This window comes from Paenibacillus phoenicis (genome assembly GCF_034718895.1).
Lineage (GTDB): Bacteria > Bacillota > Bacilli > Paenibacillales > Paenibacillaceae > Fontibacillus > Fontibacillus phoenicis.
On sequence record NZ_JAYERP010000001.1, the window covers coordinates 578,922 to 595,014 of the forward strand.

Consider the following 16,093-nt stretch of genomic DNA (forward strand, 5'->3'; position numbering starts at 1 on the left):
ATGAAAACCTTTCGCTCGCGCCTAACCCTCATCCTGATGATTTTGCTGGGCATCTCCATGCTGGCTGCCGGCCTGGCGATGGCCCAGATGTTTAAGAATATGCATATTCGGGCGTTGGAGGACAATATGGCCCGGGAAATTAACTTGCTGGAAGCTACCGTGGATTTCGTTTCCGCCCAAGGGAATCCCGAGGCCCAGGCCTACTACGAACGTCAAGCGAAGCAATTCGAGGAGCTGACCGGTTCCCGAGTCACGTTCATTACCCTGGACGGGAACGTTGTTGGCGATTCGGAATCCAATCCTGAGCATATGGATAACCATGCCCATCGTCAGGAGATTGAATCTGCAGCGGGCGGGAACGTCGGGAGTGCGATCCGGTACAGCGAAACGATCGGCGAAAATATGCTGTACGTCGCCCAGCGCGTGACCGCCGGCGAATTTGACGGCTATATCCGTCTTTCGATGAGTTTGGCTGACGTGGAGGAGGGGCTAGCCCAAGCCTGGATGTGGCTGTTTGGCGCGTTGCTTGTTCTATTCCTCATCGCGGGGCTGGTGAGTTACCGGGTGGCGGCGGGGTTAACGAAGCCGCTGGAACAAATTACTCGCGTAGCCCACCGTATCTCTCGATTTGATTACGACGCGAGAGTCAAGCTGGCCCGTAAGGACGAAATCGGTCAACTGGGCATGGCAATAAACGGAATGGCGGACAGCTTGCAGCAGCAGCTCAAGCGGATCCGGGATAACGAGGATTTGATGCAAAGCGTCCTCGCAAATATGACCGGCGGTATTCTTATGGTAGATGCCACCGAGCATATCGCCTTGATTAACCGGAAAGCGGAACGCATCCTCCATACCAAGGGCGAGCTGGTGTTAGGCAAACCGTATCAGGAGCTCAAGCGAAATTACGAATTCGTTAAATTTATGGAGGAAGGCATCGCCCGGAAAGAAGCGGTACAGGAAGAACGCAACGTCTACGATCCCGAGGAGAAAATATTGCATTTCGACGGGGTGCCGATGTTTGAGGATAACGGCAACTATCGCGGCATGTTGTTCCTGGTGCAGGATGTCACCGAAATCCGCAAGCTGGAACGGATGCGCAGCGAATTCGTGGCCAACGTATCCCACGAATTAAAGACGCCCATTGCCGCGGTCAAAGGCTTTGCCGAAACGCTGCTCGCCGGCGGGGTGAAGGACGAGGAGACCACCCGTTCCTTCCTGCAGATCATCTATGATGAAGGCGACCGGTTGAACCGGCTGATTGGCGACCTGCTTGAGCTGTCCAAAATCGAATCGAAGCGGGTGCCGCTGGAGTACGCGCCCGTGCAGTTAAGCGAGCTGTTTGACAGTCTTTATGAAGTGCTTCTCCCGGCTGCGGAGAAGAAGTCGATCTCGATGTCGCATGACGTGCCCGAGCATTTATTTATCGAAGCGGACGAGGATCGGCTGCGGCAAATCTTTATGAATTTGCTGTCCAATGCGATCAGCTATTCCTTGGAAGGCGGGAAAGTGCGCGTTTCCGCAAGCATCATAGGCGAAGGCGGGGACGAGGAGAAGGTGCGTATTCTCGTTAGCGATACGGGTATCGGCATCCCTAAAAAGGATCTACCGCGAATTTTTGAACGGTTCTATCGGGTAGATAAAGCCAGATCCCGCAGCTCAGGTGGGACAGGACTTGGCCTGTCCATCGTCAAGCACCTCGTGGATCTGCACCGCGGCACGATCCGCGTGGAGAGCAAGGTTGGCGAAGGAACAACGTTTATTCTGGAACTGCCCCTGATGCATTCCCTGGATGATTAGGATCGGTCCGGGGATCATAAAAATAAAATGTAAACCGTTTTTTGTTTAACTTTACACTACGTTAACATTGCCGTGATATGCTGGGCTTGTCATTAAAGTGATATTGGTTCAGAGATGAACTTGTACCGCAAACAAATGGAGGGTACTATGACTCAACGTCTATTGGTTATCGAAGATGAACCGACGTTATCCCGGCTTTTGTCTTACAACCTGACGAACGAAGGCTATGAAGTTATCGTAGAGGATCACGGGCAAATCGGTTATGAAACCGCACTGCGGCAGGATTTTGATTTGATCTTGCTGGATTTGATGTTGCCGGGCATGAACGGTTTTGAGATCATGTCGAAGCTGCGCAGCGAGGGTGTGAAGACGCCGGTGATTATCCTGACCGCCAAAAATGCGGAGGAAGAGGTCGTCCAGGGCTTGAAATCCGGTGCTGACGATTATATCACGAAGCCGTTTGGCGTTGCGGAGCTGTTGGCTCGTGTTGCCGCCGTTCTCCGCCGTTCCACCGGCAAGGAAGAACGCGAGAAGCCGGCTGAGCAGGATAATTCACAAATCGTGCTGGGCGCCTTGACGATTTACCCCGAGAAATACGAGGTCACGTTAAACGGGGAACCAATCACGCTGAGACCTAAGGAGTTTGAGGTGCTGCTGTACTTGGCTCGCAAGCCCGGCGTGGTGATGACCCGAGACGATCTGATGAACGCCGTGTGGGGATTTGACTATATCGGAGGACAGCGGACGGTGGATGTGCACGTCAGTTCGCTGCGCAAGAAGCTTGAGCTGGATCCGCAGTCCGTGCATATCGATTCCATTCGCGGTGTTGGCTATAAACTGGTTGTGAATAAGAAGCAAGCGTCCATCATGTAACTTTTATGGTGGACGTTCTTTTTTACATAGGGCTAACATCCTGGGAACATAAGCTTAACATTATCCCTCTATGATTAGATCGAACGCAGCGTTTACATATGGGGGAGTGAAGCAGGTTGGGAAAACAGGCCATAGCACTGCTGGAAAGCTCGACAGATCAAGAGACAGGGAGCGGGACAGCAAGCAGCGAAGTAGGCGAGATTCACCGTGCGGTGTTGGTGAGGCAAGAGGATCGCTCGAATGGAGGGCGGGCAGGTGCAGGAAGTAGGGGGCTAACAACGGTTGAAGCCCGTTCCTTCTGTCGCAAGGTTCCGGTTATTGGCCCGGAGGTTCCCTGTCGCCAGGTGATGGGGGAGTTTCAAAGGCAGCCTGAGCTTCCGTGCATCGTGATTTGTGATGAGGATCACAAATCGTTGGGGCTGCTGATGCGGGATCGGTTTTTCCGCCACTTGGCGGGGCGGTTTGCCGCTGATCTATTTTATGAAGTCGCATCGTTTCAGTTTGCCGAGCAGCAACCTTTGATTTGCGAAGGTGATACGCCTGCTGGTGAACTGCTGGATCTGGCGTTGGGAAGGGAGGGAACCTCCTTCTACGATGGTCTGATCTTAACCGATCAAGGGAAATATTACGGAATCCTGACGATTCAGGATCTGATGCAGATGTCCCGGGAGCTGCAGCGGGAGGCGGATGAAGCGAGGCAGGCGGCGGTGCGTGACAGCCGCGACCGGGTCGTAGAGATCGAGCAGTCGATTGCAGCGGTGGCGGAATCGGCAAAACGAAGCTTGCAGGAGACCGAGCGGATGAATGATTTATCGTTGGAGGGGCGGCAAGAGCTGGAGGCCGTGAAGGCGTCGTTTACCCGCGTGCTCGAGATGGCCCGTTCCCAAGAGAAGCAAATGGCCAAGCTGCTGGAGCAGATGCAGCAGATCTCATCGGTTGCGGATCATATCCGCAGTCTCGCGGACCAAAGCGGCATGCTGGCGATGAACGCCTCAATCGAAGCGGCACATGCCGGCGAGCACGGGCGCGGGTTTGCGGTCGTCGCCTCCGAGGTTCGTAAGCTTGCACTGCAGACCAAGCGATTCTCGGAGGAAATTGGCGACACGTTAGGGGTGGTGAATCACTTGATTCAGCAAACGGCAGCCACCGTCTCCTCAACAGCGGAGGAGATGGCGGAAAGCCACGAACGGGTCGGTAACGCGGACGGGACGTTCCAAGCGCTGGTGGAGTCCGCCCGGGCGGCAGAGCAGCGCAGCCAGGAGATGTTCCGCTCATCGGAAACGGCGGCCGAGCGAACGAGAACCGTGCTCTGGGAGTTACAACATTTAACATCACTTTCGTAAAATTTTACACCACGTTTACAATGTAGCTCATGTGCTTTTACATAAGTGCGATAGAATACAATTGTTTGACATGAGACAATTCGCGAATATGCGTATACTAGCTAAATCGATGTAGAATTGGCACGGGCTCGCGGGAAGGCGGGTACCGTGCTTCAAGCTTGCTTGGCATTCCCCGGCCCGTAACGGCTTAGAGGCTGCGGCCGGTGGCTTAGACGTATTTTGGTGAAGGAGAACTGCAATGAAACCTATCATCCGGATTCAAAAATTAAACTTATATTATGACCGATTCCATGCGTTGAAAGACGTTTCTCTGGATATTCCGGAAAAAGCAATTACCGCTTTCATTGGCCCCTCCGGCTGCGGCAAATCGACGCTTCTCCGCACATTGAACCGGATGAACGATATGATTCCGGGCACGCGGATCGAAGGGGTTGTCCAAATTGCCGACACCGACATTTACGGCGACGATGTTGAAGTGGAGGCTTTGCGCAAACGGGTGGGGATGGTGTTTCAGCAGCCGAATCCTTTTCCGAAATCGATTTATGACAATGTGGCTTATGGCCCGCGGTTACACGGCATCAAGAATAAAGCGGAGCTGGACGAGATCGTGGAACGAAGCCTTCGCCAGGCCGTGTTGTGGGACGAGGTGAAGGATTTCCTGAATCGGTCGGCCCTGAGCCTGTCCGGCGGACAGCAGCAGCGGCTTTGCATCGCCCGGGCGATCGCTGTGCAGCCGGATATTTTGCTAATGGATGAAGCCACTTCAGCGCTGGACCCGATCTCTACCCTCAAAATTGAAGAGCTGGTGCAGCAATTAAAAGATAGCTATACGATCGTTATGGTCACCCATAACATGCATCAGGCGGCGCGCATCTCGGGTAAGACGGTCTTTTTCCTGAACGGAGAAATTGTGGAGGCGGACGATACGCAGAAGCTCTTCTCCACGCCGCAGGATCCACGCACTGAAGATTACATTTCCGGTCGTTTCGGATAACAAGGAGGCTGCAGCAAGATGATTCAAAGAAAGGAATTTGATCAGAATCTGGAGGATTTACGGCAGCTGCTGAGAAAAATGGGCGAGCATGTGGAGGATGCCTTGACGGGGGCGATCAGCGCCCTGCAGGCTCTGGACTCGGCCAAAGCGAAAACCATCATTGAACGCGATGTCGAGCTGAACCGGATGGAAGAGCAAGTGATGGACCTCGGCTCGCGCCTGATCGTGACTCAGCAGCCGGTGGCCAAGGACCTGCGGCGGATTATCGTGGCGTTTAAAATTTCCAGCGATTTGGAGCGGATGGGAGACTTGGCGATCGATATCGCGAAGGTCACCCTGCGGCTGGAAGGCCAGCAGTTAATCAAGCCGCTCATCGATATCCCGAAGATGTCCGAGCTAGTCATACTGATGGTGCGGGAATCGCTGCAATCGTATTTGGATGAGAATACCGATCTGGCTTACAAAATGGCCAAGGATGACGACGAGGTAGATCACCTGTACAGCCAGATGATTCAAGAGTTGTACGGGTTTATGATCGAAAACCCGGAATCCCTCCAGCAGGCGATGCTGCTGACGCTGGTGGGCCGATACATCGAGCGAATCGCCGACCATGCAACCAATATCGGGGAAAGCGCCGTTTACCTGGTGACCGGGCATCGTCCTGACCTGAACCAATAACTTTGAAATGAAGTTTTTCGTGCGTCCAACCGGTCGCAGCTGGCGAAATTACGCAGGCTGCGACCGGTTTTTCTTTTCCAAGGACGGCTTTGGTGTTATCGGGATGGCCCCTGTGTTATCATAAGATAAGGTAGAATACTGTGGACGAGGTGTCGTATGGAAAAATTGATTCTTATAGATGGGAACAGCATCATTTACCGGGCATTTTTTGCGATGCCGCCGCTCACGAACTCCAGCGGGTTGCATACGAATGCCGTTTACGGTTTCACCAATATGCTGCTGCGCCTGATCCAAGAGGAGCGCCCTACCCATATGCTGGTTGCCTTTGATGCGGGCAAAGTGACGTTCCGGCATGAAGGCTATCAGGAGTATAAAGGAGGACGCGACAAAACGCCGCCGGAGCTGTCCGAGCAATTTCCGCTGATGCGCGAGCTGCTGGAGAGCTTTGGTATCGCCTGGTTTGAACTGTCCGGGTACGAAGCGGACGACATTATCGGCACCTTGAGCAAACGGGCGGAAGAGGCCGGTCATGAAGTGCTGGTCGTGACCGGCGATAAGGATATGCTGCAGGTCGTCAGCGATCGGGTTAAAGTGGCGCTAACGCGCAAGGGTGTCAGTGAAGTCGAGCCTTACGGCCCGCAGCAAATTGAAGAGAAATATGGGCTGAAGCCGCTGCAAATCATCGATTTGAAGGGCCTGATGGGCGATACGTCCGACAATATTCCGGGAGTGCCGGGAATCGGAGAGAAGACAGCCCTGAAATTGTTGCATCAATACGGTTCCGTTGAGGAAGTGTTGGCCCATACCGACGAATTGAAGGGCAAAATGAAGGAGAATCTGGTGAACCACGCAGAGGACGCCCGCATGAGCAAGCAGCTGGCAACCATCTTCCGAGAGGTTCCTATTGAACGCTCCTGGGAGGAGATGAAGTTTGACGGCATTCCGGAGGAAACCGCGGTCCCGATGCTGCGCAAGCTGGAGTTTAAGTCGCTGCTGGAGCGGATGTCCTTTGCCGGCGGCGAGAATGCAACCGGCGAAGCGGCTCGCGCGGAGCAGGTTGACATCCAGGTGACCACGGTGGACTTGGACAACCTTAAGGAGCTTACGGCCGATTTGCCAAACATCGAAGGAATCATCGTGGAGTCCCACGGGGAGAACCCGCATCAGGCCGAAATGATGGGCATGGTGCTGTCTACGGCCAGCCGCCACTACTTCCTGTCGTTTGACGTGCTGCAATCGGAGGCTGCGGCGGAAGTGCGCGCTTGGCTGGCGGACGAGCAGGTGCCGAAGCGCGGGTATGATCTGCACCGGGCGGATTTGGTGCTGTTCTGGCATGGCGTTGCTTTTGCCGGAGCCGAGCACGACGTGCAACTGGCGGCCTATTTGCTTGATCCGACGGAGAGCGACCAGACGATCAGCGGGCTGGCCGCGAAATACCAGCTGCCGCAGGTTCCCGGAGACGATGAAGTTTATGGCAAAGGCGCGAAATTCAAAGTGCCGGAGCCGGATGTATTGAGCCGTCATCTGGCTCGCAAGGCGGATGCTTTGCTGCGGATCCTGCCTTTGCAGCGTGAGGATTTGGCGAAATACGAGATGGAGAAGTTATTTTATGAGTTGGAAATGCCGTTATCTCGGATTTTGGCCGACATGGAGAAGCAAGGCGTTGCCGTCAACAAGGAAGCCTTGAAAGAGCTGGGCGTGGAATTTGAAGCCCAAATCAATAAACTGGTTGCGCGTATTTATGAGATCGCCGGCCAGGAGTTTAATATCAATTCCACGAAGCAGTTAGGGGAAATTCTGTTTGATAAGCTGGGCCTGCCGGTCATCAAGAAGACGAAAACCGGCTACTCCACAGATGCGGAAGTGCTGGAGAAGCTGGCGCCTTACCATGAGATTGTGCAGTTTATTTTGGAATACCGCCAGCTGGCCAAGCTGCAATCGACCTATGTCGAGGGGCTGCTGAAGGAGATTTCGCCGAAAACGGGCAAAGTGCATACGTATTTCCGGCAGACGATTGCCGCCACCGGACGCTTGAGCAGCCAGTATCCGAACCTGCAGAATATCCCGATCCGGCTGGAGGAAGGCCGCAAAATCCGCAAGGTGTTTGTGCCGTCCGAGGAAGGCTGGTTTATTCTGTCCGCGGATTACTCGCAAATCGAGCTTCGGGTGTTAGCGCATATTTCCGGGGATCCAGGGCTGCAGGAAGCGTTCCTGCACGATATGGACATCCACACGAAGACGGCCATGGACGTGTTTGGCGTAGGACCGGATCAGGTGGACGCCAATATGCGACGTTCCGCGAAGGCGGTCAACTTTGGCATCGTCTATGGGATCAGCGATTACGGCCTGTCCCAGAACCTGAACATCACGCGGAAGGAGGCTGCTCGCTTTATTGAGCAATATTTTAATGCCTTCCAAGGGGTTCGGCGTTACATGGATGAGATCGTGAAGGCAGCTAAGCGTGACGGATATGTTAAGACGCTGCTGGAGCGCCGCCGTTATCTGCCCGAGATCAACGCCTCGAATTTCAACCTGCGTTCCTTCGCGGAACGGACGGCGATGAATACGCCAATTCAGGGGACAGCGGCGGATATCATCAAGCTGGCTATGGTGCGCATGGATGAGGAACTGCATAAGCACGGATTAAAGAGCCGCATGCTGCTTCAGGTGCATGACGAATTGGTGTTTGAGGTGCCGCCGGAGGAGCTGGAGTTCATGAGCAAGCTGGTTCCGGAGACGATGGGGAAAGCGTTGGAGCTCTCTGTACCGCTGAAAGCCGAAGTATCCAGCGGATTAAATTGGTACGAAGCGAAGTAAGCTCTGCGCATGACAACAACTTAGATCGAGGTGAGAGGATATGCCGGAATTGCCGGAGGTGGAAACGGTCCGACGGACCTTAACCCAATTGATCGTGGGCAAGACGATCCAAAGTGTTCATGTGTTTCTGCCGCGCATCATCCAACGGCCGGATGATATCCGACGGTTTGAAGCCGAACTTGCCGGCCATACCATCTTAGAGATTGGCCGCCGCGGAAAATTTTTGCGGATTATCATGGATGGGCTGGTGCTCGTCTCCCATTTGCGGATGGAAGGGCGTTACGGGCTGTATCAGCCCGGAGAAGAGGTGGAGAAGCATACCCATGTCATTTTCCGGTTTACGGACGGGACGGAACTCCGCTACAAGGATGTACGCCAGTTTGGTACGATGCATCTGTTTGCTCCTGGGGAGGAGTTTACGAACAAGCCGCTGGTGAAGCTGGGATTGGAGCCGCTGGAGGAGTCGTTTACCCTTCAAGCATTCCAGGACAAAATTTCCCGGCGAACCACGAAAATCAAGCCAGCCTTGCTGAACCAGGAATACATCGTTGGCTTGGGGAATATATATGTAGATGAAGCATTGTTTCGGGCAGGCATCCACCCGGAATATCCGGCGGACAAGCTGACCAAGAGGCAGCTGGAGCAGCTTCATGCCGCCATCGTTGAGACGTTAACCGAAGCGGTAGAAGCTGGTGGCTCCTCCATCAAATCGTACGTGAACGGGCAAGGGGAAATGGGGATGTTTCAACATTCCTTGCGGATGTACGGCCGCCAAGGTGAGCCTTGTCTGAACTGCGGACAGCCGGTGATGAAGACCGTTGTAGGGGGGCGGGGCACGCATTTTTGCCCGAATTGTCAGCCGCCTTATCGGACAAGCGGGTCTGCACGCGCCAAGTAACGGCTAACGAGATAGAACGAGGCTCCAAGTTATGAGTGTGAGGTGGATAGGGTTATGAACATCGGACTGACCGGAGGCATTGCGACCGGGAAAAGCACGGTTTCCCGATTGTTGGCCGAGCGTGGGGCCGCCATCATCGATGCAGATGTGATCGCCAGGGAGATTATGGAGCCGGGCCATCCGGTATTGGCCGCCGTTAGCGAACGATTTGGCCCGGGCGTGCTGCACCCCGATGGAACGCTGAATCGCAAGAAGCTAGGCGAGATCGTCTTCTCGCATCCGGAGGAGCGCAAGGCGCTGGAGGCACTAACGCATCCGGCGATCCGCGCTGAAATGAAGCGGCGCATGGAAGAGCTGGAAGCAGCGGATCCTCACAGATTGGTGGTGGCGGATATCCCGCTGCTTTATGAATCGGGTCTTGATCCGTTATACGATCAAATTATGGTTGTCTACGTCCCCCGCGAGGTACAGTTAACCCGGTTGATGTTGAGGGACGGGTTATCGAAGGAGGCGGCCGAGCAGCGGATCAGCGCCCAGATGGATATCGAAATCAAGAAAGAGAGGGCGGATATTTTGATTGATAACAGCGGTGGACTTGAGGAAACGAAGCGGCAGATAGATGACTTTTGGCGGGATCAGGGACTACGATGAGGTGGCTTCGCAAAAAAAGAGTCTTGCTTCTGTTGTTTATCGGTTTCATCATCCTCATCTTTTTTAATTCGGCATGGCTTTCGTTGTTTTACCCGATTTATTATAAAGAAGAAATCCGGCGGCATGCCAAGAACAACGGCCTGGATCCGTTTATTGTTGCAGCGATCATTAAGGTGGAGACGAACTACAAATCGGGCGTGGAGTCCCGGAAAGGCGCGCTCGGAATTATGCAGATCATGCCCGATACGGCGGAGTGGGTGATTTCCAAAGCGAAGTTGCCCAATACAACGCTGGAAGACATCCGCAACGAGACGGAAACGAATATCCAGATCGGCACCTGGTATCTGAGATCGCTCTCCCAGCAATTTGACGGTAACACCATCGCCATGATCGCAGCGTATAATGCCGGACCAACCAATGTGAAAAATTGGCTGAAGAGCGGGCGATGGGACGGACGACTGGAGACGGTGCAAAATATTCCGTTTGGCGAGACCCGGCATTACGTCCAGCGGGTATCCCACTATTACAAACAATATTTAAAGATATATGATGATTTTTAAGGGGGCCTAAGGTTATAACAAAAGAAAGCATTGACCGACCTCACGCCAGCCAATGCTCTCTTCAGTTGATCGGTTATTTGAATTGACCTGCCAGCTGTTGTTCAGCCAGGGTCACCAGACGTTTCGTGATGAAACCACCGATCGAACCGTTTTCGTAAGAAGTCAGGTTACCAGCATATCCGTCTTGTGGGAAAGAGATGCCAAGCTCCTGAGCGATTTCATATTTCATTTGATCCAAAGCTCCGGATGCTTGTCTAACCACCAGGTTGTTCGAAGAGTTATTATTTTGGGCCATGATTTGTTCACCTCCTTGTGGTTGGTAACAGTATTATGTGCCGGACTAGGAATTTCAATCACATGAATTTGCAGTAATTTATTGCCATCCGGTGAGACAGGCCGTGATGACGTCATTTAGAGGGGAGGTGTTCTAGTTTGAAATGTCCTTATTGCGACTATTTAGGCACCAAAGTGCTTGATTCGAGACCGGCGAACGAGAACCGTTCGATCCGCCGCCGGCGTGAATGCGAGAAATGCAACCGGCGGTTTACAACGTTTGAAATGGTGGAAGAAGTGCCGTTGATTGTGATCAAAAAGGATGGAAGCCGCGAGGAATTCAGCCGGGAGAAAATGCTGCGAGGTCTGATTCGAGCCTGCGAGAAACGTCCGGTTTCCGTCGAACAGCTGGAATCCATCGTATCCGAAGTGGAACGTTCCTTGCGCCACTCGGCGAACGCCGAGGTAGAGAGCCGGCAAATCGGCGAATTGGTGATGGAGCAGCTCTATCCGGTGGACGAGGTTGCATATGTACGGTTTGCTTCGGTTTATCGTCAATTTAAAGATATCAACATGTTTATGAAAGAACTCAAAGGCCTGCTGTCCAAAAATACAGGGGTCACGGAATAGTTCACTTCTCAAGCACTCTTCGCCGGCCGGCGCGGGAGTGTTTTTTTATTTTTTGCATAGAATAAACCTAAAGACTAAGGTGCCCTCTTATTTTACACAAAGTTTACAAAACGAGAACACAGCATTGATCTTCGCTTTCTATAATCAAACTGTAAATCAATTAAGGGGGAAACCTAAACAATGAAAAAGAGTATGTTATTGATTTTGACTTTGGTGCTGAGCTTCGCGCTGGCAGCATGCGGTCAAAACAACGCGGCACCAAACAACACGGCCGGCACCAACGGAAGCACTGCGGATGAAGCATCCGCGAGCAACGGGGGTAATGCAGCGACATCGGAACTTTCCGGGTCGATCTTGGCTGTAGGTTCCTCGGCTTTACAACCTTTGGTAGACCAAGTTTCGAAAAAATTTATGGATCAAAATCCAAATGTTTCTATACAAGTTCAAGGCGGCGGAAGCGGCACCGGGTTGACGCAGGTTTCCGGAGGCCAAGCGGACATCGGGAACTCCGACGTCTTCGCAGAAGAGAAGCTGGATGCGGCTCAAGCTGGTGAACTGGTTGACCACCAAGTTGCTGTCGTCGCGATGGCAGCTGTCGTTAACCCGGACATCACTGTCGACAATTTGACAAAAGACCAACTGGTCCAAATTTTCACGGGTAAAATCACAAATTGGAAAGATCTTGGCGGTCCGGACCAAGCGATTCAAATTGTAAACCGTCCGTCGAGCTCCGGGACTCGCGCCACATTTGAGAAATACGCGTTGGGTACGAAAACGGAGGACCTGCAAGGTTCGATCCAAGAAGATTCCTCCGGTACGGTAAAGAAACTGGTTGGCGAAACGCCGGGGGCGATCGGATATCTGGCCTTGTCCTACCTTGACGATACGGTCAAAGCTGTGAAGTACGAAGGCGTGGACGCAACGGAAGAAAACGTAGCAAACGGAACTTATCCGGTATGGGCTTATGAGCACATGTATACGAAAGGCGAGCCAAACGAAGTCGTGAAAGCCTTCTTGGACTACATGGTTTCCTCGGATGTTCAAGGCGACAACGGCGACGTAGTAGAGCTTGGCTATATTCCGATCAGCAAAATGCAAGTGGAACGCGATGTTGACGGCAACATCACGAAGAAATAACCAGCAGATTCGATAACATCATATCAGCGCGGCAAGAGGCGGACGGTTCTGCCTCTTTCTGTGCTGTTCTTAAAGGGAGAGGTTTCATGGCTCAGTCCGGCGGAAGAAAAAAAATACAACCGCATATCGTCGAGGAATGGACCGGCAAAATTTACGCTTCATTTTGTATCGTATTGCTGGTGGTTACGATCTTCTCGATGGTTTATTACGTAGCAACCAAGGGGTTAAGCACTTTTGTTCAAGACGGAATCTCACTAGGTGAAATTTTCGGCAGCACGAACTGGAAGCCGGATGGGGAGCCGCCGATGTTTGGCGCCCTGCCGTTTATCTTGGGCTCGTTCAGCACTTCGATTCTGGCGGCGTTGATCGCAGCACCGCTTGGCATTTGCGCAGCATTGTTTATGGTTGAAATTATGCCGAAGTTCGGCAAGAAGTATTTGCAGCCGGTCATCGAGCTGCTGGCCGGGATACCTTCGGTCGTGTATGGTTTTGTGGGGCTTAGTATCATCGTACCTTTTTACAGAGATATTTTCCCGGGACAAGGTCTGGGGATCTTGGCGGGAGCGACCGTACTGTCGATCATGATATTGCCGACGATCACTTCGATCGCCACCGACGCCCTGTCTGCCCTGCCTCCCGGCTTGAAAGAAGGTTCCTACGCCCTTGGCGCTACGCGCTGGCAAACCTTGTCACGGACCGTATTGCCGACGACCTTACCGTCCTTGCTGACCGGGGTTGTACTCGGCATGGCTCGGGCTTTCGGGGAAGCCCTGGCGGTGCAGATGGTTATCGGGAACGCGCCGCATATCCCGCGCTCGCTCTTTGAATCCACCTCGACCTTGACCAGCGTCATTACGCTGAGCATGGGGAATACGGTCATGGGCACGACGCAGAATAACGTCCTCTGGACGCTGGCACTAATCTTGATGCTGATGACGTTTGTATTCGTCTTTATCGTGCGTTGGCTGGAAAGGAGAGCAAAACGATGAGCGCCAAAACCGTCGACAAAATCGCAACAGTTGTTATTATCGCTTTAGCTGGCTTAATTGTCTTGATTATGGCGGGGTTACTCGGCTTTATTTTAGTCCGGGGGCTGGGTCATATCAGTTTCGATTTTCTCACGTCACCTCCTGAAACGATTAAGGCAGGTGGCGGGATTGGCCCGCAATTGTTTAATTCCTTGTTCCTCTTGGTCTTGACCATGATCATCACGATTCCGCTCGGTATCGGCGCGGGGGTCTATATGAGCGAATACGCTAAACCGGGGAAAATCACCGATTTTATCCGTTTGATCGTTGAGGTATTGTCCTCTTTTCCATCGATTGTCGTGGGTTTGTTTGGTTTGCTCGTGATCGTGAACCTGTTTGGCTTTGGCTTCTCCCTGTTCTCAGGGGCGTTAGCTTTGACGATCTTTAACCTGCCGCTGATGGTGCGGATTACCGAGCAAGGGTTAGCCAGCGTGCCGCAGGCGCAAAAGGAAGCCAGCTTGGCGCTGGGCTTGTCCAAATGGAAAACGATCCAATCGGTGATGCTGCCGATCGCCATGCCGGTGATTCTGACCGGGACGATCCTGGCGGCGGGCCGCGTGTTCGGCGAAGCAGCTGCCCTGTTGTTTACGGCCGGGATGAGCAGTCCGCGGCTCGACTTTAGCAACTGGAATCCGTTGAGCCCTACGTCCCCGCTGAATCCGTTCCGTCCGGCGGAGACGCTGGCGGTTCATATCTGGAAGATCAATTCCGAAGGCTTGGCGCCGGATGCGCCTGAAATTGCCGCCGGTGCGTCGGCCGTCCTGATTTTGACCGTGCTGGTGTTTAACTTGCTGGCTCGCTGGCTCGGACGCGTGATGCTCAAGAAATTTACGGCGACGAAATAGGAGGGCGAAGCCAAGTGTCAAATATTGAACTATCTACGAAAAACTTAAGCGTCTATTACGGAGAGAAACAAGCCGTTAAAAATATATCGCTCGATTTCGCTTCCCGGCAGGTAACCGCCTTGATTGGCCCTTCGGGCTGCGGCAAGTCCACATTCCTGCGCAGCCTGAATCGGATGAACGATTTGATCCGCGGGGCGAAGATCACGGGGGAAATCTGGATCGGGGACGACAATATCAATGATCCGAAGACCGATGTCGTGCTGCTGCGCCAAAAGATCGGCATGGTATGGCAGCGGCCAAACCCGTTCCATAAGTCCATCTATGAAAATATCGCTTTTGGACCGCGTTACCACGGGATTCGGGACAAGAAGAAGCTGGATCAGATCGTTGAGGAATCGCTCACCAAAGCGGCCCTTTGGGACGAAACGAAGGACCGACTGCACAGCTCCGCCTTGGCCCTGTCCGGCGGCCAGCAGCAAAGACTGTGCATCGCCCGATCGATTGCGGTCAATCCAAGCATCATCCTGATGGATGAACCGGCCTCGGCCCTGGACCCGGTATCCAGTGCCAAAATTGAAGAGCTGATCGCCGAGCTGAAGCAGGAATACTGCATTATCATCGTCACGCACAATATGCATCAGGCGGCTCGGGTGTCGGAAAAAACGGCGTTCTTCCTCATGGGGGAGCTGGTTGAGTACGGCGATACGAGTAAAATCTTTACCAATCCGTCCGAGAAACGTACAGACGATTATATCAGCGGCCGGTTCGGATAAGATACGTCTCTCCTTTTGCCACCTAGGAACAGGGCTGGACCCGGGGCGGGGAACCGCCCCGTTCGCGGTCCCTTTTAGATTGGAAAATCTCCGTATATACTGATAACATAAAGAGTGGACTGATTGGCGTGGGCAGCGCCTGCAATGGCTAAAGGAGATTTGGATAATGGACGTATTGGATTGGATTGAAAGGATGTTTGAGCATTACGGCTATTTTGTTCTGCTGCTCGGACTTCCCATCGACTTTATCGCGCTGCCGCTGCCTCCGGGTCAAACGACTCTGACCTATACGGGATATTTGGCATATAAAGGCGTGCTAGGTTTCCTGCCGGCACTCTTCGCTGGATATGCTGGGGCGGTGATCGGGGTGACGATTACCTATTTCGTCGGACATCGGGTCGGTGTGCCGTTGATCGAACGCTATGGCAAGTGGATTATGGTCAAGCCCTCACATTTGGACAAAACGAGGCGGGTCTACGAGAAATACGGCAATAGAATGCTGCTTATCAGTTTCTTTGTGCCGGGTGTAAGGCAGTTTTTTGGTTACTTTGTTGGCATTATGCGCATTCCTTTTCGAACCTTTGCCTTGTATGCTTACACAGGAGCAGCGCTCTGGGTGACTGTTTTTGTAAGCATCGGATTGGTGTTTGGCGAACAGTGGCAAGTTGCCATCGACCTGGTGGAGAAATATTTAAAGTTTTTCTTTATTGGGCTGGGCGCGCTGCTGTTGGTGCTCGTGTATTTGAAATGGCGGCGATGGAGGCTGAAGGTAGCCAAGTTGTCCCGGTAATACCTC

16 protein-coding genes are annotated in these 16,093 nt (G+C 53.0%); 15 read left to right on the forward strand and 1 reads right to left on the reverse strand.

Annotation, left to right across the window (positions count from 1 at the left end):
* The 9 genes from pnpS (at position 1) to U9M73_RS02700 (ending at position 10,611) form a co-directional block, all read left to right on the forward strand.
* Positions 1 to 1,797, forward strand: coding sequence for a two-component system histidine kinase PnpS (pnpS, locus tag U9M73_RS02660; protein WP_036646475.1), 1,797 nt, complete (start codon positions 1 to 3; stop codon positions 1,795 to 1,797).
* Between the two features lie 147 nt (positions 1,798 to 1,944).
* Positions 1,945 to 2,670 carry a response regulator transcription factor gene (locus U9M73_RS02665; RefSeq protein ID WP_009226757.1) on the forward strand — a complete coding sequence of 242 codons (726 nt, stop codon included), beginning with the start codon at positions 1,945 to 1,947 and terminating at the stop codon, positions 2,668 to 2,670.
* A gap of 116 nt (positions 2,671 to 2,786) precedes the next feature.
* Positions 2,787 to 4,013, forward strand: coding sequence for a methyl-accepting chemotaxis protein (locus U9M73_RS02670; RefSeq protein WP_323076191.1), 1,227 nt, complete (start codon positions 2,787 to 2,789; stop codon positions 4,011 to 4,013).
* Between the two features lie 238 nt (positions 4,014 to 4,251).
* Positions 4,252 to 5,007 (forward strand): phosphate ABC transporter ATP-binding protein PstB, encoded by a 756-nt coding sequence (gene pstB, locus U9M73_RS02675; protein WP_009226759.1) that lies wholly within the window; start codon positions 4,252 to 4,254, stop codon positions 5,005 to 5,007.
* An 18-nt stretch (positions 5,008 to 5,025) separates the two neighbouring features.
* Positions 5,026 to 5,685: a phosphate signaling complex protein PhoU gene (phoU, locus tag U9M73_RS02680; protein WP_009226760.1), complete on the forward strand. Its 660-nt coding sequence runs from the start codon at positions 5,026 to 5,028 to the stop codon at positions 5,683 to 5,685.
* 156 nt (positions 5,686 to 5,841) lie between these two features.
* Complete coding sequence (gene polA / locus U9M73_RS02685) at positions 5,842 to 8,502, forward strand: DNA polymerase I (protein WP_009226761.1); 2,661 nt, start codon at positions 5,842 to 5,844, stop codon at positions 8,500 to 8,502.
* 40 nt (positions 8,503 to 8,542) lie between these two features.
* A complete protein-coding gene (gene mutM / locus U9M73_RS02690; RefSeq protein ID WP_009226762.1) occupies positions 8,543 to 9,400 on the forward strand; it encodes a DNA-formamidopyrimidine glycosylase in 858 nt (285 codons plus the stop codon).
* A gap of 54 nt (positions 9,401 to 9,454) precedes the next feature.
* Complete coding sequence (gene coaE / locus U9M73_RS02695; RefSeq protein ID WP_009226763.1) at positions 9,455 to 10,051, forward strand: dephospho-CoA kinase; 597 nt, start codon at positions 9,455 to 9,457, stop codon at positions 10,049 to 10,051.
* Positions 10,048 to 10,611 carry a lytic transglycosylase domain-containing protein gene (locus U9M73_RS02700; protein WP_009226764.1) on the forward strand — a complete coding sequence of 188 codons (564 nt, stop codon included), beginning with the start codon at positions 10,048 to 10,050 and terminating at the stop codon, positions 10,609 to 10,611. Before coaE ends, U9M73_RS02700 begins: the two co-directional genes overlap by 4 nt.
* Before the next feature lie 73 nt (positions 10,612 to 10,684).
* On the opposite strand, the gene U9M73_RS02705 is transcribed toward U9M73_RS02700, so the two are convergent.
* Positions 10,685 to 10,906: an alpha/beta-type small acid-soluble spore protein gene (locus U9M73_RS02705; protein WP_009226765.1), complete on the reverse strand. Its 222-nt coding sequence runs from the start codon at positions 10,904 to 10,906 to the stop codon at positions 10,685 to 10,687.
* Between the two features lie 137 nt (positions 10,907 to 11,043).
* Here U9M73_RS02705 and nrdR point away from each other — a divergent pair, with 137 nt between their 5' ends.
* From nrdR to U9M73_RS02735, 6 genes are all read left to right on the forward strand, one after another.
* Positions 11,044 to 11,514, forward strand: a complete 471-nt coding sequence (gene nrdR / locus U9M73_RS02710) for a transcriptional regulator NrdR (protein ID WP_009226766.1) — start codon at positions 11,044 to 11,046, stop codon at positions 11,512 to 11,514.
* Positions 11,515 to 11,694: 180 nt separating this feature from the next.
* The gene (locus U9M73_RS02715) at positions 11,695 to 12,651 is read left to right on the forward strand and encodes a phosphate ABC transporter substrate-binding protein (protein WP_260070003.1); all 957 of its coding nucleotides are present in this window, start codon (positions 11,695 to 11,697) and stop codon (positions 12,649 to 12,651) included.
* Positions 12,652 to 12,737: 86 nt separating this feature from the next.
* A complete protein-coding gene (pstC, locus tag U9M73_RS02720; protein ID WP_323076194.1) occupies positions 12,738 to 13,640 on the forward strand; it encodes a phosphate ABC transporter permease subunit PstC in 903 nt (300 codons plus the stop codon).
* On the forward strand, positions 13,637 to 14,524 hold the full coding sequence (gene pstA, locus U9M73_RS02725) for a phosphate ABC transporter permease PstA (protein ID WP_260070004.1): 888 nt from the start codon (positions 13,637 to 13,639) through the stop codon (positions 14,522 to 14,524). The genes pstC and pstA overlap by 4 nt, the downstream gene beginning before the upstream one ends.
* 14 nt (positions 14,525 to 14,538) lie before the next feature.
* Positions 14,539 to 15,297, forward strand: a complete 759-nt coding sequence (gene pstB / locus U9M73_RS02730) for a phosphate ABC transporter ATP-binding protein PstB (RefSeq protein ID WP_009226770.1) — start codon at positions 14,539 to 14,541, stop codon at positions 15,295 to 15,297.
* Positions 15,298 to 15,463: 166 nt separating this feature from the next.
* Positions 15,464 to 16,087 carry a DedA family protein gene (locus U9M73_RS02735; RefSeq protein WP_036646478.1) on the forward strand — a complete coding sequence of 208 codons (624 nt, stop codon included), beginning with the start codon at positions 15,464 to 15,466 and terminating at the stop codon, positions 16,085 to 16,087.
* Positions 16,088 to 16,093 lie beyond the last annotated feature (6 nt).